Genomic DNA, 22,283 nt, shown 5'->3' with positions numbered 1-22,283 from the left:
AAAAGGGGTGACAATCAAATGGATGCCTTAAGATTTATCGCCAAGCGCCTGTTGTTGATGATTCCAATATTGATCGGGATCAGCATACTGACTTTTGCCATTTCAAATACGATTCCCGGAGATCCAGCCCGGCTAATATTAGGGCCAAAAGCCACTCCGGAAGGACTGGAAGCGCTTCGGGAGGATATGGGGTTGAATGATCCGCTCTATGTCCAATATGGCCGTTATATGGCAGGGATTTTTCAGGGAGATCTTGGAGAAAGCACCTATTCCCAGAGGCCGGTTGCAGATGACTTGATCCGCTATTCACCGGCTACATTCGAACTGACAATTTTCGCAATGGTCATCACGCTATTGATCGGTATTCCATTCGGCATTATCAGTGCCAGCAGAAAAGATAAAATCGCTGATCAATTCACCAGGATATTCGCCTTGCTGGGGGTGGCCATGCCGGCATTCTGGCTCGGCTTATTATTGCTCTTGTTTTTCTATTTGAGACTTGGAGTTTTTCCGGGGTCGGGCAGGCTGGATAATGGCATGTCGCCTCCGGACTATATCACCGGAATGTACACCGTGGATGCTTTATTGACAGGTAACTGGCCAGTATTTATCTCGGCAGTCATGCATTTGGTGCTGCCCGGCATCACGCTTTCAGCTGTCACGGTCGGAATGATCACCCGGATGACACGCTCGAGTATGCTGACCGTTTTGCAAAGTGACTATATCCGCACCGCCTATGCTAAAGGGGCTCCAGAAAATCGGGTACTGTATGGCCATGCTTTGCGCAACGGGGTTATGCCGGTTATCACTTTGCTGGGGATGGCTTTTGGCCATGCTTTGGGAGGCAGTGTATTGGTGGAAGCGGTATTCTCTTGGCCGGGACTCGGACAATATGCAGTCAATGCCATCAATTACCTGGATTTTCCGGCAGTTATGGGAGTGACCCTATTAATTGCCATCATGTTCATTTTAGTCAATCTGATTGTCGATACGATGTATTTCTTCATTGATCCGCGTTTGAAACACAATTGAGGAGGTGGCCGGATTGGTGCGTAGAGTTGTAAGCAGCCCGCTCACTGTATTGGGGCTTGTTATTGTTTTAATCATCATAGTGTCAGCCATATTTGCGCCGGCAATCGCCACCCACAGTCCTACCGAAGTCGATTTGCTGAGCAAATTAGAAGCGCCAAGTGGAGAACATTACTTTGGTACGGACGAAGTCGGGCGGGATATTTTCAGCCGGATTGTTTACGGCACAAGGATTTCTTTACGCATTGGGCTATTGGTAGTATTAATCTCTTTCCCGATTGGAACCATTCTTGGAGCGATTGCGGGTTATATCGGAGGGCGGGTGGACCAGATCATTATGCGGATTACGGATATATTCCTGTCGTTTCCCGGCATTATTCTGGCAATGTCCATCGCAGCAGCGCTTGGGCCGTCAATTGAGAACGTCATGCTGGCTCTAGCAGCCACTTGGTGGCCTTGGTATACAAGGATTGTCCGTTCATCGGTTCTCTCCATAAAACATTCGGAGTTTATTGAAGCTTCGCGTGCGCTAGGTGCTAATCCGTTCCGGATTTTGTTCAAGGAGATCATTCCGAATTCTATTGCGCCTGCTACTATACAGGCTTCGCTCGATTTAGGTTTTGTGATTTTGTCTGCAGCCGGTTTGAGTTTCATCGGCCTTGGTGCACAGCCGCCGTCTCCGGAATGGGGGGCCATGTTATCAAACAGCCGAGAAATATTGCGGGAAGCTTGGTGGGCGGCGACTTTCCCAGGCATCGCCATCCTTCTCACCGTTTTGGGTTTCAACCTGCTCGGAGACGGGCTCAACGATGTAATGGATCCGAAGCAGCGCTAATCCGTTTTAGGATGAATTGATCGAAAGGAGGGCTGAGGTTGAGAGCGGACGGTATCTTATGGAATGGCCAGTATAAAAAATAAGGGGGAAATACAATGAATTTTAAAAGCCGATGGTCAAAACTGCTATTGTTCTTCGTCATTGCCATATTAGCTCTTGCCGGATGCCAGAATTACAGCGAAGATGCCGAAAGTACCGATTCGCCTGATGCTACGGACCCGGCAGCATCCAATGAGAACTTTGATGAAAATGTCTTTAATTTTGCCACCAACCAAGATATACCGCTTTTAGATCCTCATGGACAAGCAGCGAATACAACGTTCCGTGTCATTTACATGATGTATGACCGTCTGGTAACGTATGACGGAACTTCAACAGAACCGCAGCCAATGCTTGCAGAAAGCTGGGACGTTTCAGAAGATGGCATGGAATATACATTCCATTTGGTCAAAGATGCCAAGTTCCACGATGGATCCCCCGTAACAGCTGAAGCTGTACAGTATTCTTTTACGCGGGCAATTGACGTCGGGAAATCAGCAGCAGGTATTTTCAGCAAAGTCATTGATAAAAACAGTTTTGAAATTATCGATGATCATACGATCAAGATTACGTTAAAAGAGCCATTTGCGCCGTTCATCAGCACATTGGGAACTGCTTTTGCCAATATCATCAATCCGGCTTTGGAAGAAAACCACGGAGATGATTTGGGAGAAAGTTTCCTGGCTGAAGCCGAAATGGGCTCTGGCCCTTATATCCTGGATAGTTGGGATCGAGGCGAAACCTTGGTTATGAAAGCGAACCCGGATTATTGGGGGGAAAAGCCGACCATGGAAACGGTTAATATCCGATTTGTCTCTGAAGCTTCAACAGCCCGCCTGATGCTTGAAAAAGGTGAAATTGATTTGATCGACAATACGATGGTCTCCCCGGAAGTGCTGGGACAAATGGAAGGCACCGATGGAATTGAAGTCGTGAAGGCAACCGGATTCCAAATCGACTACATGCCGATGAATATCGAGAGCGGTCCGCTTGCCGATGTGAAAGTCCGTCAAGCGATTGCCCACAGCATCAATTATGATGCACTGCTTGAAAGCGTCTATTTAGGAAATGCGGAACGAATCGTAGGAGCGGTGCCAAAAGGCATGTTCGGTTTTAGCCCCGATGCAAAACTTTATGAATACGATTTAGATAAAGCAAAAGCGTTATTAGAAGAAGCTGGACAAGCGGAAGGGCTGACACTCGAAATCGCCATTTCTGAAGATGATGAAGTCCGAAGCAACACGGCGCTTTTGCTGCAGTCGGATCTTGAAAAAGTAGGCGTTACATTAAATATCAAGACATACGCATGGCCGACATTCCTGGATCTTGTGACAAGCGGCAAACACGATTTCGGTCTCGTTTCGTGGACACCGGACTATCCGGATCCAGATTACAACTTATGGTATTTCGCACATTCTTCCAGCAAGGGGCCTGGTTTCAACTTGGCATTCTATGAAAACCCGGAAGTGGATGCCTTGTTGGAAGAAGCTAGAACAAGTACAGATGAAGACTTGCGCGAAAACAATTACAAAGAAATTCAAAACACGATGGCAGAAGAAGTTCCATACATTTTCGTGGCTCAACCGCAGATTCAGGCTCCTGTAAGAAGCTGGGTGAAAGGTTACGAGCTGAATCCGATGAACACGTGGTATGTGCCATTCCACAAAATCACAAAAGAACAGTAAGGAAAAGGGGGGCGGCTGTGTAACTGCAGCTGCATCCCACTTTTTTTAGCAAAAACCATTTTAAAAACCAAAATCCTTGAACGGAAGGTGAAAGCGATGAGCAATGGCTGGGGAATCCGGAATTTATCTGTTGCTGAAGGACAAAAAGAAAAAGGGTATTTAGAGTTGCCGACCATTGCCGAAAAGCTGCCGGCATTTCTGGTCAATGGCATAGCAGAAGGACCGAAAGTATTGGTATTAGGCGGGATTCATGGCTGTGAATATACATCCATTGATGCAGCGCAAAAAGTTGGCGCTTCCATCACTCCAGCTGAAGTCAAAGGGAAAATAATAGTGTTGCCGATCGCCAATCCGGCTTCGTTTTATGCCCGCAGCATCTATGTGCATCCAGGAGACCAGAAAAACCTGAACCGGGTGTTTCCAGGAAAAAAAGAAGGGACAGATGCCGAACGGTTGGCTTATTGGCTGAATGAGTCTGTGTTTAAAGAAGTGGATTACATCATTGACCTTCATGGAGGAGATATGATTGAAGCTTTAGTGCCATTCACCATTTACCATGTAACCGAAGACGAAGAGGTTTTAAACTCTTCCAAAGAAATCGCTTCTCTTTTTGACATCGAATACGTTATCGGAAGCAAAGGGCAAGTGCCGGGTTCTACATATGGCTGTGCTGCCGAGCAAGGGATTCCGGCCATTATTGCCGAAGCAGGGCAGCAAGGAATCATGAGTGAGGAACATTCGCTTCTTCTGCAAAAAGGTGTGAAAAATATTTTAATTTCTCTCGGACTATTGGAAGGCGAAGCAGAAAAAAGCGACTCCACCTTTCTTTCGGTATTTGATTGGTATCGATCGGACAGGAAAGGGCTTTGGTATCCCGCTGTACAGATAGGAGATGCCGTAGCCAAAGGGCAAGTTCTGGGCAAGCTGGCGAACGAATTCGGGGATACGGTCAAAGAAGTTGTCTCCCATACAGAAGGCACCGTGTTATTTCTGGTCAGCTCATTGGCGATTAATGATACAGATCCTTTGCTTGCAGTGGGGGCATAGCACATGGAAAAATTATTGAACCAATCCATTACAGAAATCGCAGAACTCTACCGTAAAAAAGAAGTATCACCTGTTGAAGTGGCCAAGGGCGCATTCGAACAGCAGCGGCGGCTCGAACCGGAACTCAATGCTTTTATTACACTATTGGAAAGGGATGCTTATCAACAGGCACAGGAAGCGGAAAAAAAGTTTTTGAAGGGTGACAAAGTTCATCTATTAACTGGAATTCCATACTCCGCAAAAGACCTGTTTTACACGAAAGGCATCTTAACGACATGCGCATCAAATGTCTTGAAAGATTTTAAGCCGGATTTTTCTGCCACGGCCATCGAGAAACTTTCACGTAACGGAAGTGTCTTGATCGGCAAGACAAATATGTTGGAATTCGCCTATGGCATCGTCCATCCGGATTTCGGAAAAACGAATAACCCATGGGATACTGCCAAGACATCTGGTGGTTCATCGAGTGGATCAGCGGCAGCGGTAGCGAGCGGAATCGGCTGCTTCTCTCTCGGTACGGATACCGGTGGTTCCATCCGCATCCCTGCTTCCTACTGCGGAACCATTGGGTTGAAACCGACCCGCGGGCTCGTCAGTTCACATGGTGTCTTTCCGCTGTCGTGGTCGCTCGACCATGCCGGACCGATTACAAGAACGGTAAAAGACGCTGCTATTGTACTTGAGGCGATAGCGGGCTATGACCCGAAAGACTCTTATTCGAGAGCTGAAAGCATTGGCCGATATTCAATAGGAGAGTTTGGAAAAAATCTTGGGAAAAAGCGGGTGGGTATCCTTTCTGAAAAAAGTTTAAGTGGATTGAAGCCGGATGTGAAGCGGGTCTATGACGATACATTAAAACAAATCCAGTCACTCGGCTGGGAGCTGAAGGAAATTGATATTGTCGATTGGGAGCGGACGGAAGATATCATCATGAATGTCCTTCTGCCGGAAGCGGCACAAATCCACCAGGACTGGTTTGGCCGGCAAAATGACTACGCACCATTGACCTATCAGCAAATTGCACTCGGCATGGAGCACAAAGCGGTGGATTATTTAAACGGGTTAAGGGACCTCAAAAGGTTTACAGCAAGCGTTTCAAAGTTATTCGATGAAGTTGATATACTGCTGACGCCGACCGTGGCGTTTGAAGCACCTGAAGAAGATCCGGTGATTGGCAGCGAAGAGTTGGATGAAATGCAGTTTACAGGACCATTCAATATTTCGGGGCATCCGGCACTGACATTGAATATGGGATTTGCGGAAAATGGTCTGCCCATCGGGATGCAGCTGATTGCGCCGCATTTTCAAGACATGGAACTGCTTGAATCAGCTTATGCACTTGAACAAACAAGGGAAATGAAGTTCCCGCCGATTGTTACCCGATAGGAGGAATTGAATCGATGCCTGATATATTGGATTACTTGAAAGGCCAACAGCTAGAAATGGAGTCTGCACTTCAGAAATTAGTTGAGGCAGAGTCTCCTTCAAAAAATAAGCCCCTTGCCGATCAATGCGGGACAGTACTCAAAGAATTGTTTGAAGAAATAGTCGGCGGCACTGCAGAAACCATTGTAAAAGAAGAAGTGGGCAATCAATACCGTTTTACTTATGGAAGCGGGGCGGAACAGATTTTGATCATCGGCCATTACGATACCGTGTGGGATCAGGGTGCTTTGCCTCTTCGCAAAGAAGAAGGCGTATTGTATGGACCGGGCGTTTTTGACATGAAGGGCGGATTGGTAATTGTCCTTTGGGCGCTTCGCGCATTAAAGCACATTGGAGAAGAAGGGAAAAGAAAGGTCGTGTTTCTTGTAACTTCTGATGAAGAAATCGGAAGTGCCCAATCGAGGGGCTTGATAGAAGAAGAAGCCAAAAAGAGTGCCTTAGTGCTAGTGCCGGAATCCAGCATTTCCACTACCGGAGCGGTCAAAACATCCCGTAAAGGAATCGGGATTTTTAAAATAAGCGTCCGAGGGAAACCTGTCCATGCCGGCATTAATCCATGGGCAGGCGCAAGCGCCATCGATGAACTGGTAATGCAGCTTGCGCAACTAAAAAAATTGGATAATCAAGAGGAAAACATCTCCATCAATATCGGCACTGTTTCAGGCGGTGGCCGGACGAATGTAGTAGCTGCTTTTGCAGAAGCTGATATTGACTTGCGTTTCCGGAATATTGAGCAAGGAGAACGGCTGAAATCCGCTATCTTGAACCGGACACCATTCATTGAAGGAACCGAAGTAGAAGTGACAGGGGATATCAATCGCTATCCAATGGAGCAAACAGATGCAGTCATGGAACTTTATCAGCAATTAAAAGAAATAGCAGCAGGCCATGGATATGAGTTGGAGCATGGCAATTCGGGCGGCGCAAGTGATGGGAATTTGACGGCTGCGATTGGAATTCCGACGATTGACGGCCTCGGTCCGGTAGGTGACGGAGCTCACGCGGAGAATGAACATGTGATTCTTGAAAATCTACCTTACCGGTCAGCCCTTCTTGCGGAATTGATCAAACGCCACATGAATTGAAAGGAGAGTATCGCTTATGGACATGATGACAATGAATTTAAGGGAATTTGAAGCCATTCAAAAAAAGATCAATACAGTGCTGTTGCCGATCGGCATGATTGAGGCGCATGGCCCTCATTGTGCACTGGGCACGGATGTCCTGATTCCAAGAGAATTTGTCCGGCGCCTGGAAGAAGTCGCAGGCGATAAAATCCTGATGGCTCCGGAAGTGGCATATGGACATTCTTGGGGACTTGCCCCGTTTGCTGGGACGATTGATGTATCTGCACAGGCTTTTTCAAACTATGTTTTCGAAATTTGCCGTGGCTTTTACCAAAATGGTTTTGAAAACATCATTCTATTCAATGGCCATGGGGGCAATAATTCGAGTCTGGATGTCGTGACAGAAAAACTGGCGGATATAGGGGTTCGGAGCCTGACGATCAATTGGTTTATCGATTACCGGGAAGACATTAAACGGATTACGCCGGATCCAGGCCATGCCGGGGAAGACGAAACCTCACTGGTTTTGGCAATCGATGAAAACTATGCCTTTACGAAAGGGGTCGGCAGCCACGAAATTCCGCTTCCGAAGCGCTTCAGGTTCAAAGATGGGGGAGCGGTGCTGTATCCAGAGGCTTTTTCAGGCAATGCGGAAGCAGCGACCGTCCAAAAAGGCCAGCAACTATATGAGCTGTTGACTGAGCTGATTTTGAAAGATATCGAAGTGTTGTGGGAACTTGAGCAACAACAAAGGGGGACGATAAAATGACGTTACGTTGGACTTCTGAACCGGTAGGGGAAGCAATTGTCGACATCGTATTAAGTTTGAATGAGCAGACCCAAAAGATGTACAGCCAGGAAGTGGCTACAGCCAGCTACAGCGACATCAAGCCGACGCTTAACAGCTTGCAGGAAATCAGCCGCAAAATAGAAGAAGTGGATCATGAACTTAAAGGGCTGGAAGGGCATCCAGGGAGATACCTTCGCTCGATGGCCAATGCCTATCGCTATTTTTGCCGGAGTTTGCAGGGAGATGATTTGCCGTATTCCGAGTACATCGCGAATATTCAGGAACTTCCTGTAGCACAGATTGGACCGGAAACTATATCGAAACAAAAAGAACTGGTCGAGCAAGGCTTGGCCGATCTTGGATATAAAGGTACATTAAAGGAAAAAGCGGAAAAATGGCTTGAAGAGACATTGATTCCACCTGAAAAAGTGGTGGAGGTGGCTGAGTCAATGAAGGAGAAAAGTAAAGCGGGTACATTGGAGCGGATTATCGGGCTGCCGGAAGAAGACGGAATTGATTCCATTAAGCCGATTACCGGGGTTTTCTGGAGCGGCTATTCAAAATACACCGGAAATTACCGCGGCAATCTGACGTTTAACATCGACCGGCCTTGGACAGAACCGGTGCTTGCCCAGATTATGACTCACGAAGGATACCCGGGGCATCAGGCATTTTATTGCCGGTGGGATTATTTGTACAAGCAAGGCAAATTGCCGATTGAAACTTCGTACTACTTGATCAATTCACCGACGAATGCACTGTTCGAGGGCGGTCCGGAAAGTGCCCTTCATTTTCTGGGGTGGGACCGGGATGAAGAGGAGACGGAAGGCATTACGTCGCTGCAAAAGCATCACTACAAATTGGCGCGCGACTGGATTGATATGCAGCGGATGGCCATGACGAATGCCTGCTGCGCTTTCAATAATGGAGAAATGAATAAAGAAGAAGCCATCCACTATATGATGGACACCGGCCTTATGAGTGCCATTGAAGCGAAAAATTGCCATCGCTTTTTCTCGGATCCGATTCAGAAAACGTATTACCCCTCTTATTATTATGGACGCTGGATGGTCGGAAAAGCTTACGATGCAGTGGCGAAAGAAAAGCGGGCAGACTTTTTCAAGATTTTATACGATACTCCGCATACTACAAATACGTTCATTGATGCAGTCAGCGGTTTAACGGGAACTCAATTCCAGCCGTTTGAACAGGTGAAAACCGGCAAGGAAGACTTTGTCTTATAAAGAACATCTCCATCAATGAATGTTTTAAAAAGGGGGATTCGGAATGGCCATTAAACTGGAGGAACCTCATCTGAAGCTGGTTGAAGCGGTATCGGCAGACCGGCTGATGGCTTTTACAGAACGCTTGTCCGCGGAAGTAAGATTGTCGGGTTCGGAAGAAGAACTCCGCGCCTTTCGATATGCTAAAGAAAAAATGGATGAATTTGGTGCGGAAACAGAATTGAGTTTTCATAAAGGCTTAATCAGCTTGCCGGTAGAAGCCGAATTGACCGTTAAAGGTGAAAATCTCGCCTGTATAACACATTCTATGTCCGCATCGACAGGAGAAGAAGGCATAAACGGAGAACTTCTTTATGTGAAGGAACTGAAAGGCATTCTATCTTCGGAAGGGAAAATCATTCTGACAGAAGGAATTGCCACGCCGGGCGCGGTAGAAATAGCTGAAAAGAGCGGTGCGCTGGCAGCCATTTTCATCAATGGGCCATGGACCCATGAGATGACCATCTCCAGGGTCTGGGGCAACCCGACGCCTGAGACTCGAAAGGAATTTCCGTTAATTCCGGTAATTTCGGTTGCTGAAGATGAAGGGAATCGTTTAAAAACTTTACTCGAAGCGGATGCCGAAGGCTTGGATGCCTGGCTAAAAACAGTGGTTGATACGGGGTGGCGCCCCATTCCTACTTTGGTAGCTGAGATTAAAGGAGAAGTTGAGCCCGAAAAATTTATCCTGTTTAGCGGACACATTGATTCCTGGCATCACGGAGCCATGGATAACGCTGGTGCAAACGCCACGATGCTTGAAGTGGCCCGGCTAATAAAAGAACAGCAGCTGCCGCTCAGAAGAAGTTTGCGCATTGTGTTCTGGTCGGGGCATTCACATGGCCGCTATTCAGGATCGACGCATTACTGCGACAGCCATTGGGAAGACATTCATGAAAATTGCCTGTTGCATGTTTACATCGATTCGGTCGGCGGAAAAGGTGCTGCAATTCTTGGGGAAAGCAATTGCATGGCAGAAACCAAAAAATACGGCGGCTCATTTGTTGAAGCGCTGACAGGCGAAAAATTTATCGGTAAACGATTCGGGCGCGGCGGAGACCAGTCATTTTGGGGAGCGGGCGTTCCGGCCCTGTTTATGGGATTGTCGGAGCAGCCATTAAGCGATGACTTAGCTTCCCGCACATTGGTAAAGCTATTTGGCGGTGTGAAATCAGGAGGTTTTGGCTGGTGGTGGCATACGACGGAAGATACACTCGACAAACTGGATAAAGAAAATTTGCGCCGGGACTGCCAGGTGTATATCTCAGTTATCTACGACGCCTGTTCTCGAAAAGTGATGCCTTTAAACCATGCAGAAGGGGTGCGGGAACTCAAAAGTGCACTGGAAGGGTATGCGGAAATTGCAGGCAACCGCCTGGATTTCCGTAAAGCCTTAGAGAGAGCGGAAACACTTGAAAAGCTGGGAGAAGAAATAAACCAGATTGTGTTAGAAACGGATTGGCCAGATGAGGATGCCAAAAGCATAAATCAGCAGATGCTGGAAATTTCTCATCAGCTCATACCACTCAATTATGTCAACGGCGATATTTATGATCAGGATCTGGCAATGAATCAGCCGGTGCTGCCGTTACTAAAAGACGTCATTTTGCTGGCAGAAACCTCGCCTGGAAGTGACACGGAACTTGAGTGGCAGACCATCCTTAAAAGACGGTTGAACAAAGTGGAATACGGACTTTTGCAAGCTATAAAAACTGCACGATTGTTGGTGAATTATTAAGGAGGATGGGCAATGTCTACTATTGAAGGAAAAGTGATCATCATCACCGGGGCATCAAGCGGAATCGGGGAAGCGACGGCGAAAAAGTTTGCCCGCGAAGGCGGCAAAGTGGTGCTCGCGGCAAGACGTGAAGACCGGCTGCAAACCCTAAAAGAAGCGATTGAGCAGGAAGGCGGCGAAGCGGTCATCAAAGTGACGGATGTCACGTCTTATTCTGAAGTTGAAGAGCTGGCGGAGTTTGCGATTGATACATACGGCCAAATCGATGTCATGTTCAACAACGCGGGGCTGATGCCTTTGTCGTTTATGGACAAATTGAAAATAGACGAATGGGACCGCATGGTTGATGTGAACGTCAAAGGCGTCCTGTACGGCATTGCGGCAGTCCTGCCGCATATGCAGGAACGCAACAGCGGCCACATCATTACGACGTCATCAGTCGCCGGGCACAATGTATTTCCTTCCGGAACAGTCTACTCCGGCACAAAATTTGCGGCCCGGATTTTCATGGAAGGCTTGAGCAAAGAGCTCGCGCAGACGAATATCAAAACGACCAGCATTTCCCCGGGCGTTGTCCAGACGGAACTGGCTTCCTTCATTACCGACCCGGACATCAAGCCGCGTTTCGAAGACCCGAATATTCCGTCGCTGACGAGCGAAGATGTGGCGAACGCCGTTTACTACGCAGCTTCCCAGCCGGACGGCGTGGCAGTCAATGAAATCATCGTCCGCCCGACCAATCAGGGATAAAGCGTGAAAGGAGAGACTTCGGTTTCTCCTTTTTTTATTGCCCTGATAAAGGTGCACAGCTGAATTGTTGAGGCGGTGGAAATAACGGGTATAGGAAACGATAGACAGAGTTACATCAGCAAAGGAGAGAAACCTATGAAAAAGCTTGGCATGATCGGCGGCACAGGGCCGGAAGCTACCGTGGATTACTATCAATCCATCATTGCAAAATACCAGGAAAAGACAGAAGATCCGGAAAGTTTGCCCGAATTCCTGATCAATAGCATCAATATGTACAAAATCTTTGAGTTGCTTGAGAATAATCAAACAGAAGAACTGACGGACTATCTGGCAGAAGCGGTTGGCGTTCTTGAAAAAGGCGGAGCGGAATTCGCTGTGCTGACGGCGAATACGGCACACATCGTCTTTGAAGCGGTCCAGCAAAGAGCAAAAATTCCATTGATCAGCATTGTGGAGGAAAGTGTCCAGGCAGCTGATGACATGAAGCTTGGTAAAGTCGGATTGCTTGGCACCAAATTCACAATGGAAAATGATTTTTTTCAGCAAGTATTCAACGGCCGGCAAAAAGAAATTGTGGTCCCGACGCAGCAGGAGCAGGAGTTCATCCACCAGAAAATTGTCGAGGAACTGGAAAAAGGCGTGGCCAAAGACGATACAAAGGAAGCTTTCTTAAAGATTGTGTCCCGCATGGTTGAAGAAGACGGCATCGAAGGCGTCATTCTTGGCTGCACGGAACTGCCGATGCTAATCAAACCCGAAGATTCTGTAATTCCGCAGCTGAACACAACGGAAATCCATGTCGAAGCCATTGTAGCGGCCATATTGGAGCAATAAATTCTGCTAAATCATCGCTTTCAAGTAAATACTATTGTAACCATTTATTCCCTCGGGACGTCTTCTCTATAAAGCGACTATTGGGGGACAGAGGGATGAAAAGACTCGTGATATTGATGATGGCTGCGATGGCGTTAGCGGCTTGCCAAAAGGACTTTCCGGCAGCCAATGCGGAAGTGGATGAAACCGAAAAACAGAAATTGCAGGCGGCAGAAGAAGGGGCCACCGTCATCGATTGGGTGGATTTTGTCCAATTTGAAGGCAAGCATTATACGGCAGTCGATACGGCTGTTCTCAGCGAAAAGAACGGATTTGGAAGGAAGGTCGGAGAAGTAGGTTTTAAAGTAGCGGATAACATCAACAGCACCAATTACCAGGTGAAAAACGGAGACGCCGCTTTCTGGGAAAAAGGCACCGCTCTTTATGAAGTCAAGAAAATGCCGGATTTCCTGGCAGTGAAGGACGAGCAAGAAGTGAATGGCTACCGCCTGTACCTGGCAGAAGAAGCGGAGGAAGATTTCCCTCACCATTTCAAAGACGTGGAGTTGGATCGAGTGAAGGCTGTTGAATTTTACACTGGAGAACAAAACCCGGAATTGCTGAATCGCATCACAAAACGGGAGCTGGAACAATTCAAAGAATTGCTGGCGGAGGACGTTGTACCAAAAGCCCAGAATGCCAACCGGCCGGACCCGGAACTATATCGAATGATCCTTTACACCGATGAGCCGTTTGCCCATGCATTTTACCTTTACAACGAAAACGGGCAATGGCTGTGGTATCCATGGGATGAGGCATTCCTGCCTGATGCCGTCGAGAAGTTCGTCCAGCCGTAAATCTAAGCATTCTTAGTCCGGCCAGAGCAGATAGGTTGATGGAAAAAACGCCAGCCCTTACACTGAACAAGTAACATCAAGAGCAATCAAGGGAGGTTTGAAGATGGTTAAATCAATCAAGACAGAAGAATACAACACGCTTGTAAAAAACGCCAACAAACCGGTAGTTCTCGATTTCACTGCCGACTGGTGACCAAGCTGCCGTTTCTTGGGGCCGGTGGTCTCAAACGTAGCTGAACAACTCGATTCAGTGCATTTTTACAAAGTGGATGTGGATGAAGCGCCGGAACTTGCCCGGCAATTCGGTGTCCAGAGCATTCCGACTTTGATCTTGATAAAAGACGGCGAAGAAGCGAACCGTTCAGTCGGGTTTATCCCGGATGATGCTGTAAAAGAATTCGCGCAGTCGTAATATGAAAAAACAGGATTCCTCTAACGGGGAATCCTGTTTTTTATTTTGATTCATTTGGCAGGCCTTTGAACCCGTAGCCCTGTTCCCGGATTGCCCGGATCAGGTCCGGCAGGATATCGGCAGTGTGCTGGAGTTCATGGAGCAGGATGATCGCGCCGTCTTCGAGATTGTCCCGGACGGTGCAGACCACTTGCTGCGGATTGTTCTGCAGCTCCCAGTCCATCGAAGCCACTCGCCACATGACCGGCTTGACGTTCAGCGCTTCCGCTGCCCGCAAGGTATCGGCGTTAAACTGGCCGAACGGCGGGCGGAAATACGTGACTTTCGCACCCGTCACTTGTTCGATTTTGTTGATGCTGTTTTGAATATCCTTATACTGTTTCTCGAAAGGCAGATTCACCAAATTGGAATGTTTAACGGTATGCGAACCGATTTGGTGCCCGTCTTCCAATACGCGTTTCCACGGCCGTTCGGGATGCAATAGGCGCGTTTGCCAAAAGAAAGCGGCAGGGACGTTTTCCTGTTTCAGCACATCCAGAATCTGCGGCAGTACGCGGCTTGGACCGTCATCAAATGTCAGGATTACAGATTTTTCGCCTGGAACACTGGTTAAAATATCGGGATTGGAAGAGCCGTACACGACTCTGGAACTGTCCACTGCTCAAGGGCTTTTGATCATGCCGATCCTCTCCTTATCCGTTCAGATTTCCGAACCGAAGTAATATTCCTGGGACTGCGATTCGTACGTTTCCTGGTATTCCGCTTCTGTAAAGTCTTTGGGCAGTCCGTCGTAAATGACTTTGCCGTCTTTCAACGCGATGATGCGGGTGGCATAGCGCTTTGCCAGATCAATATCGTGCACATTGATGATGGTCAGCAAACCGAGCCGCTCGTGCATTTCTTTCAGCAAAGTGAAAATCCGGTTGGAAGTGCCGGGATCGAGACTGGCGACCGGTTCATCGCCAAGCAGCACACATGGTTTTTGGACCATGGCCCGGGCGATGCCGACACGCTGTTTTTGCCCGCCGCTCAGCTGTTCCACCCGGCGGTCCATCATTTCAGAAAGGCCGACTTCCGCGATGACGCTTTTGGCAAAAGCCATTTCTTCTGCGGAAAACCAGCCGACCAGGTTTTTAAATGACGGACGGTAGCCGAATGTGCCGGTCAATACGTTCTGCAGCACGCTAAGCCGGGGAATCAAATTGAAATGCTGAAAAATCATGCCCATTTCCCGTCTGATTTTCCGCAATTGGTTTTCGCCGGCATTCGTGATCGTCTTGCCGTTCAAATGGATTTCCCCGGATGTCGGTTTCTGCAGGCCGTTGATGCAGCGGATAAAGGTGGATTTTCCGGCGCCGCTTTTGCCGAGCACGCAGATAAAATCGCCTTTTTGAAGCGACAGATTCACATCCGAAAGAGATTCCACCGTGTTTCCTTCGTAAAGGACAGAGAGGTTATTGATTTCAATCATTGAGCCTGCCTCCTTCATATAATCCGCTTCCGGATATAGCTGGCAAAAAAGTCGATGATGATAACCATCACCATGATAATCAGTACATCGAGTGAAACGGACGAGTACTGGAAGGTTTTAAAGTCGTTGAACAAACGCTGCCCGATGCCGCCGCCCCCGATAAAGCCGAGGACGAGCGACGTCCGGATAGCCACTTCGAAGCGGTAGAAAAACTGGGACAGGACATTCGGCCAAATCTGCGGCAAAATGCTGAACAAATTGGCCACCCATGTTCTCGAGCCGACTGCTTTCATCGCTTCCTGCGGACCAGGGTCTGCCGCTTCGATCAACTCCGAAATCAACTTGCCGAACACGCCGACGTTGTGGAACATGATGGCAATCACTGCCGGGAATGGCCCAAGGCCGAGTGTCGTCAGCAAGATCAACCCGAACACGATTTCCGGAATCGAGCGGACAAAACTCAGCACAATGCGCGAAGTTTGGAACAGGAACGGCGAAGGCGATGTGTTGCGGGCTGCGATAAAACTGATCGGCAGCGCGATTACAAGGCCGAGCACGCTTCCGAGGAAGGCCATCGCCAATGTCTCGAGCGTATCCTGCACCATGTCCGGCAGCAAAGAAAAGTCCATCGGGAACCACTGCGACAGGAAATCGATCATATTGCGGAAATCCTTGAATTTCGACAAATCGAATTCCGTCAGCCGCATGCTGAAGAACACAAATAGAATCAATATCGCCAATGTCAGTAGATTGCTTTTTTTAAACCACACGCATGATCAACTCTATTCTTTAATGATTCCCTGCTTGATTGCTGCTTGTTTGATGCTTTCGTAATCAGCATTGGTCGCTTCGGTAAAGCCGCTGGCGCCGAATGCATCGAGAATTTCAGGATCTTCAATTGCCAGGAACGTTTCCTGCAAAGTTTTGATGGTTTCTTCGTCTGTACTTTCTAAGACTGCCCATGGATACTGGAACAATTCTTCCGATTTCCAGATGGTTTTAAACTGGTCGCCGTCGATTTTCCCGGATTCGACCAACTGGTTGTAAATGGCGCTGTCAATCGCACCAGCATCCACTTGTTTGTTCTGGACAGCTAAAGCAGTCGCATCATGTGAACCGGTAAAACGCACAGAGGCGAATTTATTGTCATTTTCAGATGTATAGACGCCTTGGTCCTGCAATTCAATGGAAGGAATCAAAGAACCCGAAGTGGAGTTGATGTCACCGAATGCAAAATCCGTTTCGCCTGCTTTTGCCACAAGGTCTTCAATGGAAGTCAATGGGCTGTCTTTGTGCGTCACGATATAAGAATGGTAATACGGCACACCGTCAATCAATTGCGTGATGATCGCTTTGGCATTGCTGTTCGCTTCGGCAATGACATAAGTCAAAGGCCCAAGGTAAGCCATGTCGATCTTGTCATAATTCATCGCTTCAACTACGCCGTTGTAGTCGGGATATACTTCAATCGAAACTTCACGGCCAAGTTCATCGCTTAAAAGAGTTTGAAGCTTTTTCATTGCGGTATCCATCTGGCCTTCCGTCTGAACCGGAATAACCCCGATTGTAAAGGCGTCTTTTTCCGCTTCTCCGCCCGATGTCGTTTGTTCTTCTTCTGAATTGCTTCCGCATGCTGCCAAAATAACGGCCAGGCACAGCAGAAGGGCTAATAGGTTCCATTTTTTCAATGGAAACACCTCACTTATTCTGTTTTTTAGTTTTAAAGCATTATGTAAAACAAGGACTCTGGTTGAGTCCTTGTTTTAGTTTGTAGACAAAAGGATACTTATTCGTTCGCTGGAATTAAGAGAAATCACCTGAATCGAAAACGACTTCTTCACTTCAGGCGGACGCTTTCCGCGGGCTCGCGCCGAACTAACTCGGAACTTGCGGCCCGAGTGGATTTCGGCACTTCGCTATCCCGCTGGAGTCGCCGCCTTACGTTCCGGATTCTGAAATTGTGGATAAAGAGTCGCTGTCATTCAACATGACACACCCAACCGGACTGGCCACGAGACTCCTGTGGGAGCAGTGAAAGAGCAACGCGACTGAGCGACGAGAGCTGAAGACCCCGCAGGAAAGGCATTGGCCGAAGGCAGTGAGGCCAAGCCTTTGCGACGAAGCTAGCGCAGCGATGCAGGAGCACATGTTTTTCAGTGACGAGGAGGCTGAAGCCGAGCCCACGGAAAGCGAAGTGGCCGGTCCGGTTGGGTTTATACATCTTTATCTACTTTTGACTTTATCTACAGTCCTTGTTTTAGATTAAATCACGTGAATGCGTCCTGCGTTTTCGCTGGTGACTTCGCCGATAATGGCCGATTGCACGTTGCGTTCCTGCAAATCGCGCTGCAGCGCTTCCGCTTCGTCAGCCGGCAGGGAAATCAGCAATCCGCCGGATGTAACAGCGTCGCACAAAATCAATTGGTCGAGCTTGCTGATGCTGTCATCGTAATCGATGTCTGGTGCCAGCCAGCTGTGGTTTTTGTAAGTTCCGCCTGGAATGATGTGTTTTTCAGCCAGTTCCTTCGCTTTGGAAAGCACGGGAACGTCTTTGTTCGAAATGGTCACGCCGACGTTTCCGCCTTTGGCGATTTCCATCGTATGGCCAAGTAGGCCAAAACCGGTGATATCGGTGCAGGCATTGACGGTGTACGAATCCATGGCTTCCGCCGCGGCTTTGTTCAATGTCGCCATCACGTTCATCACTTCGTTCAAATCGTCTTCTTCCAGAACGCCTTGTTTGATGGCGGTCGTCAGAATGCCGACGCCGATCGGTTTGGTCAGGATCAAGCGGTCCCCGGGACGCGCACCGGCGTTTGAACGGATGCGGTCCGGATGGATGGTTCCGGTGACAGAAAGGCCGAACTTCGGCTCTTTGTCGTCGATCGAATGCCCGCCGACAAGCGTGGCACCCGATTCTTTCACTTTATCGGAAGCGCCGGCCAAAATATCGGCCAGGATGCTTTTATCAAGTGTGTTGATCGGGAAAGCGACAATGTTCATGACGGTCAACGGCTTGCCGCCCATCGCATAAACGTCGCTCAGTGAATTGGCTGCGCCGATTTGCCCGAACATATACGGATCGTCCACGATTGGCGTGAAGAAATCCAGTGTCTGGACAAGTGCGACGTCATCGCTGATTTTATAAACACCTGCATCGTCGGCTGTATCCAGTCCGACAAGCAGATTAGGGTCTTCTACATTTCTCGGTAAATGACGCAGAACCTGCGCCAGGTCCTCAGGACCAATTTTGCAGCCTCAACCACCTTTAGATGATAAAGACGTTAATTTAACCATATCTTTTTCAGTCATATTGATTCACTCCTTTTATTCGAATAAAATCACTTGCCGCGCCGCAGAAAAGCGGTGCTTATTCTACGACGCGCCTGTAAATCTTCAGCAGCGCTTCCGCTTCATGCAAAGCGGAATGCTCGGTAATTGCATAATGCTTCGCCTGCTGGCCGATCCGCTGCCGCACTTCCTTATTATTCATCAATTGCTCGGCATACTCCAGAAATTCATTCTGGCCGTTATACAAGTACCCGGTTCTGCCATGGTCAACCATTCCGTTATTGCCTTGGACATCCGAAACCAACACCGGCAGCCCGTAGCCCATCGCTTCCAAAATCGCCGCCGGCTGGCCTTCCGACAGCGATGTATTCAATACTGCATCCGCTTGTTCATAGACAGCACCCATTTGTTCATGGGGCAATTCGCCGAGATAGCGGATCCAGCCGGCATGCTTTTCGGTCAGGGCCAGTACAGTCTGCGCTTCGGCTTCTTCCAACACCGGTCCCACCAGCCAAAGCCGGAGGTGTGGATAGATTTGATGAAGCTTTTCCAAAGCCGAGACGGCAAACGGGATATTTTTCACTTGCCGGATGCCTGCAGGAAGGACGAATAAAAACGTTCCGTCTTCCTTTTGGAAAAGCGGACTGCCTTCGGCGAAACTGCTGGCCCCTTGCGCAATCGGGAAAACCTTCCCTTCAAATTCCGGCGCTTCCTTCAGCAGCAAGTCCTGCGCGGATTGGTCGAATACGTGGATCGCTTTTGCGCCGGCAAGAGCAGATAATACGCCTTCACGCTTTTCGGGATCAAATAAATCCACGTTTAAATCCGTACCGGTCATCGTGATGATATACGGGACCGTCAAGTCATCCAGACTCTGCAGAAACTGATGGAAATAATATGCATGGAACCCATGGATCAGGTCTGCAGAAGGAAGAGAGGCCGCCCGGTTTTCTCCGGTAGTCGACACGATCCGTGTTTCCACCCCGAGCTGCTCCAGGTTGGCGGCCATTCGGCGAACCGTTACCGTGTTGCCGCGCGGCTGCGGATAGTTTGGTGCGGCCAGTACAATCTTCATAAGTTTTTCAATCCTTTATTCACTCTGCGGGCAGAGGATTTTGACAAAATACAGGACCATAACAAGTTCCTCTATCAATTATCATGAAATTAGGGGGATTTGTCACTTTTCGTGCCTGTATGCAAGCATGAAAAAAAGGCAGCCCGGAAAAGGCAGCCTTTTGAAAGTGCTATGTATGGCGGGATTGTGTGGGAATCGAACCCACCGAGCCTGGCACGCAGGCCCCTCAGGGTTTTGAAGACCCAGGAAGACACCAGTCACCCATCCAACCCCGTAATGTTCAAGCCCTCTAAGTTTATAACGAAAAAAAGGGAAGCGCAAGGAAGGCGCTTGAAGGAAGCGGGAGAAGGGTTTCCGGAAAACCGGGTCCCATCACTTGAAACCCCCTTTGGCGAAGATTAAAGTAGGGGTATGAGTATTTAAGGAAAGCGTGGGAGCGGAATGGACGAGACTTATTTTACAATCGGCATGGCCGGGCATATTGACCACGGCAAAACCACATTGACAAAAGCGCTGACAAACGTCGATACCGACCGGCTGAAAGAAGAAAAAGAGCGCGGCATTTCCATCGAACCCGGCTATGCGCCTCTTCAGACCGAAGACGGTGCCCATGTTTCGATTGTTGACGTCCCCGGGCATGAGCGGTTTATTCGCCAAATGATCGCTGGCGTAGCCGGCATCGATCTGGTGATTCTTGTCGTGGCAGCGGATGAAGGCGTCATGCCGCAGACCGAAGAGCATCTTGAAATTCTCCAGTTTCTTGGCGTTGAACATTGCATCGTCGCCATTTCCAAAATCGACCGGGTCGATGAAGACATGCTGGAACTGGTGACCGAAGACATTCAGGACCGTTTGGCAGGAACGATTTTTGACGGGGCGCCTTATGTCGCAGTCGACAGCTTATCCGGCAAAGGCCTCGATGAACTGAAAGAAACGATTTTCCGTGAATTGAAAAGAGTGAAATTCCGCGACGCCTACGGTTCGTTCCGCCTTCCGATTGACCAGGTGTTTACGGTCCAGGGCCAGGGCACAGTAGTTCGCGGCACGATTTATGAAGGCGTTGTCCAGCAAGGCAGCCAGCTGACGCTGCTTCCGAAAGGCTTGAAAGTGAAGGCACGGCAGATTCAAGTTCACCACGAGGAACAGCCGCAGGCGCGTGCAGGGCAGCGGACAGCCATCAATCTGGGCGGCATCGACAAGGCGGAGGTCACGCGCGGTGATGTGCTTGTCGCATCCGACCATTTTGTTGTAACCGATACGATCGATGTAGCGCTTCAGCCGATCGAGGCGGACTTCACGCCGCTTAAGCAGCGTTCCCCGGTAAAAGTCCATGTCGGCACTTCCGAAGTCATGGGCACGATCGTCTTTTTCGACCGCAACGAACTGGCGCCGGCGCAGGAAGAAGTGCTGTGCCAAATCCGGCTTGATGAAGAAATTGTCGTACGGCGCGGAGACCGGTTTATTCTGCGGCGGCCGACGCCGGTGGAAACGCTCGGCGGCGGTTGGGTGATTCAGCCGAAAGGCGCGAAGTACCGATTTGGCAATGAAACCATGGAGATGCTGCAGTCGAGAAAAGAAGGCACGCCGCGAGATTTAGTGGAAGATGCGTTAGACAAGCACATTATCCTTGAACTTCAGCAGCTGATTCAGCACACTTCACTCGATGAGCATGTGCTTTTGGATACCTTAGCTAGCGGAATCGAAGAAGGGCGCTTTTTGGAAGTGGCTCCGAAACGTTACAGCCTAACGAAAACGTTGGCAAAAATAACGGACGACATAGCGTCCCGCCTTGCCGATTACCACGAAGAATTTCCGATGAGAGCCGGCATCGGCAAAGCGGAACTGGTCCAGTCGCTCAGTGCGGCATACCCGAAACCATTCATTGAATACAGCTTAACGGCACTCAGCGGCGGAGGCGATATCAAGAAAACAGGCCAGTTCGTGGCACTTGCTTCTTTTGAGCCGCATTTGCCGAAGAAGTGGAAGACGCGTATAGAAAATATTATCGCGGCACTGGAAACGGACGGACTGAAAGTGAAAAAGTGGGACGAATATTTTGAAGGCACGCCGCTTCCGAAAAATGACATCCCTGAATTGACGCTTTATTTATTGAATACCCGGCAGGCTTACCGCCTGCTTGATGATACCTTGATCCACCGGACGGCTTTTGAAGAAGCGGTCGAAAAATTACGGAACGGGACAGAAGTGGTGTTCGGCTTAAAAGAAGCCAAGGATGCGCTCGATGTCTCCAGAAAATATTTGATTCCATTTTTGGAATTGCTGGATGGCCTCAACCTGACGGAACGCCGGGAAGAACAGCGCCATTGGACTGCTGGAGCGAATAAAGAGCAATAGTTATTTATAGAAGAAAACCAAGGAGGGATCGGCATGGGCTACAAAATTTCAGTTCAATTTTGCATGCAGTGAAACTACGCCCCCAAAGCCGCAAGGTTTGCGGAACAGTTATTCAACCATTTTTCTTCAAGGATTGACTCGCTGGAATTGATTCCGAGTTCAGGAGGCGCTTTTGAAGTGACGGCCAATGGCGTTAAGGTCCATTCAAAGCTTGAGACTGGAAAGTATCCGGATATTGATGAAGTCATCCGGCTAATAGAAAACTAGAGATTGCGGAAAGGCTGCCTGCGGAAACAGGAA

Annotated in this window: 20 protein-coding genes, 1 tRNA gene and 1 pseudogene; 15 read left to right on the top strand and 7 right to left on the bottom strand. The window is 48.8% G+C overall.

What is annotated here, in order from left to right; genetic code table 11:
* The first annotated feature begins 18 nt into the window (after positions 1-18).
* The 13 genes from BLQ32_RS02385 to BLQ32_RS02325 all read left to right on the top strand — a co-directional run bounded on the left by BLQ32_RS02385 (position 19) and on the right by BLQ32_RS02325 (position 13,791).
* A complete protein-coding gene (locus BLQ32_RS02385) occupies positions 19-1,032 on the top strand; it encodes an ABC transporter permease (protein WP_053166550.1) in 1,014 nt (337 codons plus the stop codon).
* 16 nt (positions 1,033-1,048) lie between these two features.
* Positions 1,049-1,864: a nickel transporter permease gene (gene nikC / locus BLQ32_RS02380; protein ID WP_235525020.1), complete on the top strand. Its 816-nt coding sequence runs from the start codon at positions 1,049-1,051 to the stop codon at positions 1,862-1,864.
* A 95-nt stretch (positions 1,865-1,959) separates the two neighbouring features.
* Positions 1,960-3,588 (top strand): ABC transporter substrate-binding protein, encoded by a 1,629-nt coding sequence (locus BLQ32_RS02375; RefSeq protein WP_053166548.1) that lies wholly within the window; start codon positions 1,960-1,962, stop codon positions 3,586-3,588.
* A 96-nt stretch (positions 3,589-3,684) separates the two neighbouring features.
* Positions 3,685-4,635, top strand: a complete 951-nt coding sequence (locus tag BLQ32_RS02370) for a M14 family metallopeptidase (RefSeq protein ID WP_053166547.1) — start codon at positions 3,685-3,687, stop codon at positions 4,633-4,635.
* A 3-nt stretch (positions 4,636-4,638) separates the two neighbouring features.
* The gene (locus tag BLQ32_RS02365) at positions 4,639-6,021 is read left to right on the top strand and encodes an Asp-tRNA(Asn)/Glu-tRNA(Gln) amidotransferase GatCAB subunit A (protein WP_074508946.1); all 1,383 of its coding nucleotides are present in this window, start codon (positions 4,639-4,641) and stop codon (positions 6,019-6,021) included.
* 14 nt (positions 6,022-6,035) lie between these two features.
* On the top strand, positions 6,036-7,166 hold the full coding sequence (locus BLQ32_RS02360) for a M20 family metallopeptidase (RefSeq protein ID WP_074508945.1): 1,131 nt from the start codon (positions 6,036-6,038) through the stop codon (positions 7,164-7,166).
* A gap of 16 nt (positions 7,167-7,182) precedes the next feature.
* A complete protein-coding gene (locus BLQ32_RS02355) occupies positions 7,183-7,917 on the top strand; it encodes a creatininase family protein (RefSeq protein WP_074508944.1) in 735 nt (244 codons plus the stop codon).
* A complete protein-coding gene (locus BLQ32_RS02350) occupies positions 7,914-9,182 on the top strand; it encodes a hypothetical protein (RefSeq protein ID WP_053166543.1) in 1,269 nt (422 codons plus the stop codon). The genes BLQ32_RS02355 and BLQ32_RS02350 overlap by 4 nt, the downstream gene beginning before the upstream one ends.
* A 43-nt stretch (positions 9,183-9,225) precedes the next feature.
* A complete protein-coding gene (locus BLQ32_RS02345; protein ID WP_074508943.1) occupies positions 9,226-10,959 on the top strand; it encodes a M28 family peptidase in 1,734 nt (577 codons plus the stop codon).
* Positions 10,960-10,971: 12 nt separating this feature from the next.
* Positions 10,972-11,709, top strand: a complete 738-nt coding sequence (locus BLQ32_RS02340; RefSeq protein WP_053166541.1) for an SDR family oxidoreductase — start codon at positions 10,972-10,974, stop codon at positions 11,707-11,709.
* Positions 11,710-11,844: 135 nt separating this feature from the next.
* Entirely contained in the window at positions 11,845-12,543 is a 699-nt protein-coding gene (locus BLQ32_RS02335) for an aspartate/glutamate racemase family protein (RefSeq protein ID WP_053166540.1), read from the top strand.
* Positions 12,544-12,638: 95 nt separating this feature from the next.
* Positions 12,639-13,379 (top strand): hypothetical protein, encoded by a 741-nt coding sequence (locus BLQ32_RS02330; RefSeq protein ID WP_074508942.1) that lies wholly within the window; start codon positions 12,639-12,641, stop codon positions 13,377-13,379.
* A gap of 208 nt (positions 13,380-13,587) precedes the next feature.
* A complete protein-coding gene (locus BLQ32_RS02325; RefSeq protein WP_051413909.1) occupies positions 13,588-13,791 on the top strand; it encodes a thioredoxin family protein in 204 nt (67 codons plus the stop codon).
* A 40-nt stretch (positions 13,792-13,831) separates the two neighbouring features.
* Here BLQ32_RS02325 and BLQ32_RS02320 read toward each other — a convergent pair whose 3' ends face one another.
* The 7 genes from BLQ32_RS02320 to BLQ32_RS19775 form a co-directional block, all read right to left on the bottom strand.
* Positions 13,832-14,449 (bottom strand): polysaccharide deacetylase family protein, encoded by a 618-nt coding sequence (locus BLQ32_RS02320; RefSeq protein WP_036811334.1) that lies wholly within the window; start codon positions 14,447-14,449, stop codon positions 13,832-13,834.
* A 42-nt stretch (positions 14,450-14,491) separates the two neighbouring features.
* The gene (phnC, locus tag BLQ32_RS02315; protein ID WP_053166538.1) at positions 14,492-15,262 is read right to left on the bottom strand and encodes a phosphonate ABC transporter ATP-binding protein; all 771 of its coding nucleotides are present in this window, start codon (positions 15,260-15,262) and stop codon (positions 14,492-14,494) included.
* 14 nt (positions 15,263-15,276) lie between these two features.
* The gene (gene phnE / locus BLQ32_RS02310; RefSeq protein ID WP_036811339.1) at positions 15,277-16,032 is read right to left on the bottom strand and encodes a phosphonate ABC transporter, permease protein PhnE; all 756 of its coding nucleotides are present in this window, start codon (positions 16,030-16,032) and stop codon (positions 15,277-15,279) included.
* A gap of 12 nt (positions 16,033-16,044) precedes the next feature.
* Complete coding sequence (phnD, locus tag BLQ32_RS02305) at positions 16,045-16,950, bottom strand: phosphate/phosphite/phosphonate ABC transporter substrate-binding protein (protein ID WP_074508941.1); 906 nt, start codon at positions 16,948-16,950, stop codon at positions 16,045-16,047.
* A gap of 574 nt (positions 16,951-17,524) precedes the next feature.
* Positions 17,525-18,574: a selenide, water dikinase SelD gene (selD, locus tag BLQ32_RS02300; protein WP_082304864.1), complete on the bottom strand. Its 1,050-nt coding sequence runs from the start codon at positions 18,572-18,574 to the stop codon at positions 17,525-17,527.
* Between the two features lie 58 nt (positions 18,575-18,632).
* Positions 18,633-19,628, bottom strand: coding sequence for a glycosyltransferase family 4 protein (locus BLQ32_RS02295; protein WP_074508939.1), 996 nt, complete (start codon positions 19,626-19,628; stop codon positions 18,633-18,635).
* Positions 19,629-19,804: 176 nt separating this feature from the next.
* Positions 19,805-19,901 (bottom strand) — tRNA-Sec (locus tag BLQ32_RS19775).
* A gap of 168 nt (positions 19,902-20,069) precedes the next feature.
* Between BLQ32_RS19775 and selB the strand changes: the two genes are divergently transcribed.
* Both selB and BLQ32_RS20145 read left to right on the top strand, forming a co-directional pair.
* Positions 20,070-21,983 carry a selenocysteine-specific translation elongation factor gene (gene selB / locus BLQ32_RS02285; RefSeq protein WP_074508938.1) on the top strand — a complete coding sequence of 638 codons (1,914 nt, stop codon included), beginning with the start codon at positions 20,070-20,072 and terminating at the stop codon, positions 21,981-21,983.
* A gap of 84 nt (positions 21,984-22,067) precedes the next feature.
* Positions 22,068-22,250: pseudogene (locus BLQ32_RS20145) on the top strand (Rdx family protein); the annotation flags it as partial.
* Positions 22,251-22,283 lie beyond the last annotated feature (33 nt).

Origin of the sequence: Planococcus glaciei, from assembly GCF_900099655.1 — a bacterium.
In the GTDB taxonomy this organism is placed as follows: Bacteria; Bacillota; Bacilli; order Bacillales_A; family Planococcaceae; genus Planococcus; species Planococcus glaciei.
The sequence above is the reverse complement of the archived record's forward strand: the minus strand, read 5'-3'. Positions and strand labels throughout refer to the sequence as shown.

Excerpts from the sequence above, each read along its gene's own strand:
- BLQ32_RS02385 (WP_053166550.1), top strand. The coding sequence starts at position 19 with ATGGATGCCTTAAGATTTATCGCCAAGCGCCTGTTGTTGATGATTCCA.
- BLQ32_RS02365 (WP_074508946.1), top strand. The coding sequence starts at position 4,639 with ATGGAAAAATTATTGAACCAATCCATTACAGAAATCGCAGAACTCTAC.
- selB (WP_074508938.1), top strand. The coding sequence starts at position 20,070 with ATGGACGAGACTTATTTTACAATCGGCATGGCCGGGCATATTGACCAC.
- BLQ32_RS02360 (WP_074508945.1), top strand. The coding sequence starts at position 6,036 with ATGCCTGATATATTGGATTACTTGAAAGGCCAACAGCTAGAAATGGAG.
- BLQ32_RS02330 (WP_074508942.1), top strand. The coding sequence starts at position 12,639 with ATGAAAAGACTCGTGATATTGATGATGGCTGCGATGGCGTTAGCGGCT.
- phnC (WP_053166538.1), bottom strand. The coding sequence starts at position 15,262 with ATGATTGAAATCAATAACCTCTCTGTCCTTTACGAAGGAAACACGGTG.
- BLQ32_RS02350 (WP_053166543.1), top strand. The coding sequence starts at position 7,914 with ATGACGTTACGTTGGACTTCTGAACCGGTAGGGGAAGCAATTGTCGAC.
- BLQ32_RS02370 (WP_053166547.1), top strand. The coding sequence starts at position 3,685 with ATGAGCAATGGCTGGGGAATCCGGAATTTATCTGTTGCTGAAGGACAA.
- BLQ32_RS02355 (WP_074508944.1), top strand. The coding sequence starts at position 7,183 with ATGGACATGATGACAATGAATTTAAGGGAATTTGAAGCCATTCAAAAA.
- BLQ32_RS02295 (WP_074508939.1), bottom strand. The coding sequence starts at position 19,628 with ATGAAGATTGTACTGGCCGCACCAAACTATCCGCAGCCGCGCGGCAAC.
- BLQ32_RS02345 (WP_074508943.1), top strand. The coding sequence starts at position 9,226 with ATGGCCATTAAACTGGAGGAACCTCATCTGAAGCTGGTTGAAGCGGTA.
- BLQ32_RS02335 (WP_053166540.1), top strand. The coding sequence starts at position 11,845 with ATGAAAAAGCTTGGCATGATCGGCGGCACAGGGCCGGAAGCTACCGTG.
- BLQ32_RS02340 (WP_053166541.1), top strand. The coding sequence starts at position 10,972 with ATGTCTACTATTGAAGGAAAAGTGATCATCATCACCGGGGCATCAAGC.
- BLQ32_RS02375 (WP_053166548.1), top strand. The coding sequence starts at position 1,960 with ATGAATTTTAAAAGCCGATGGTCAAAACTGCTATTGTTCTTCGTCATT.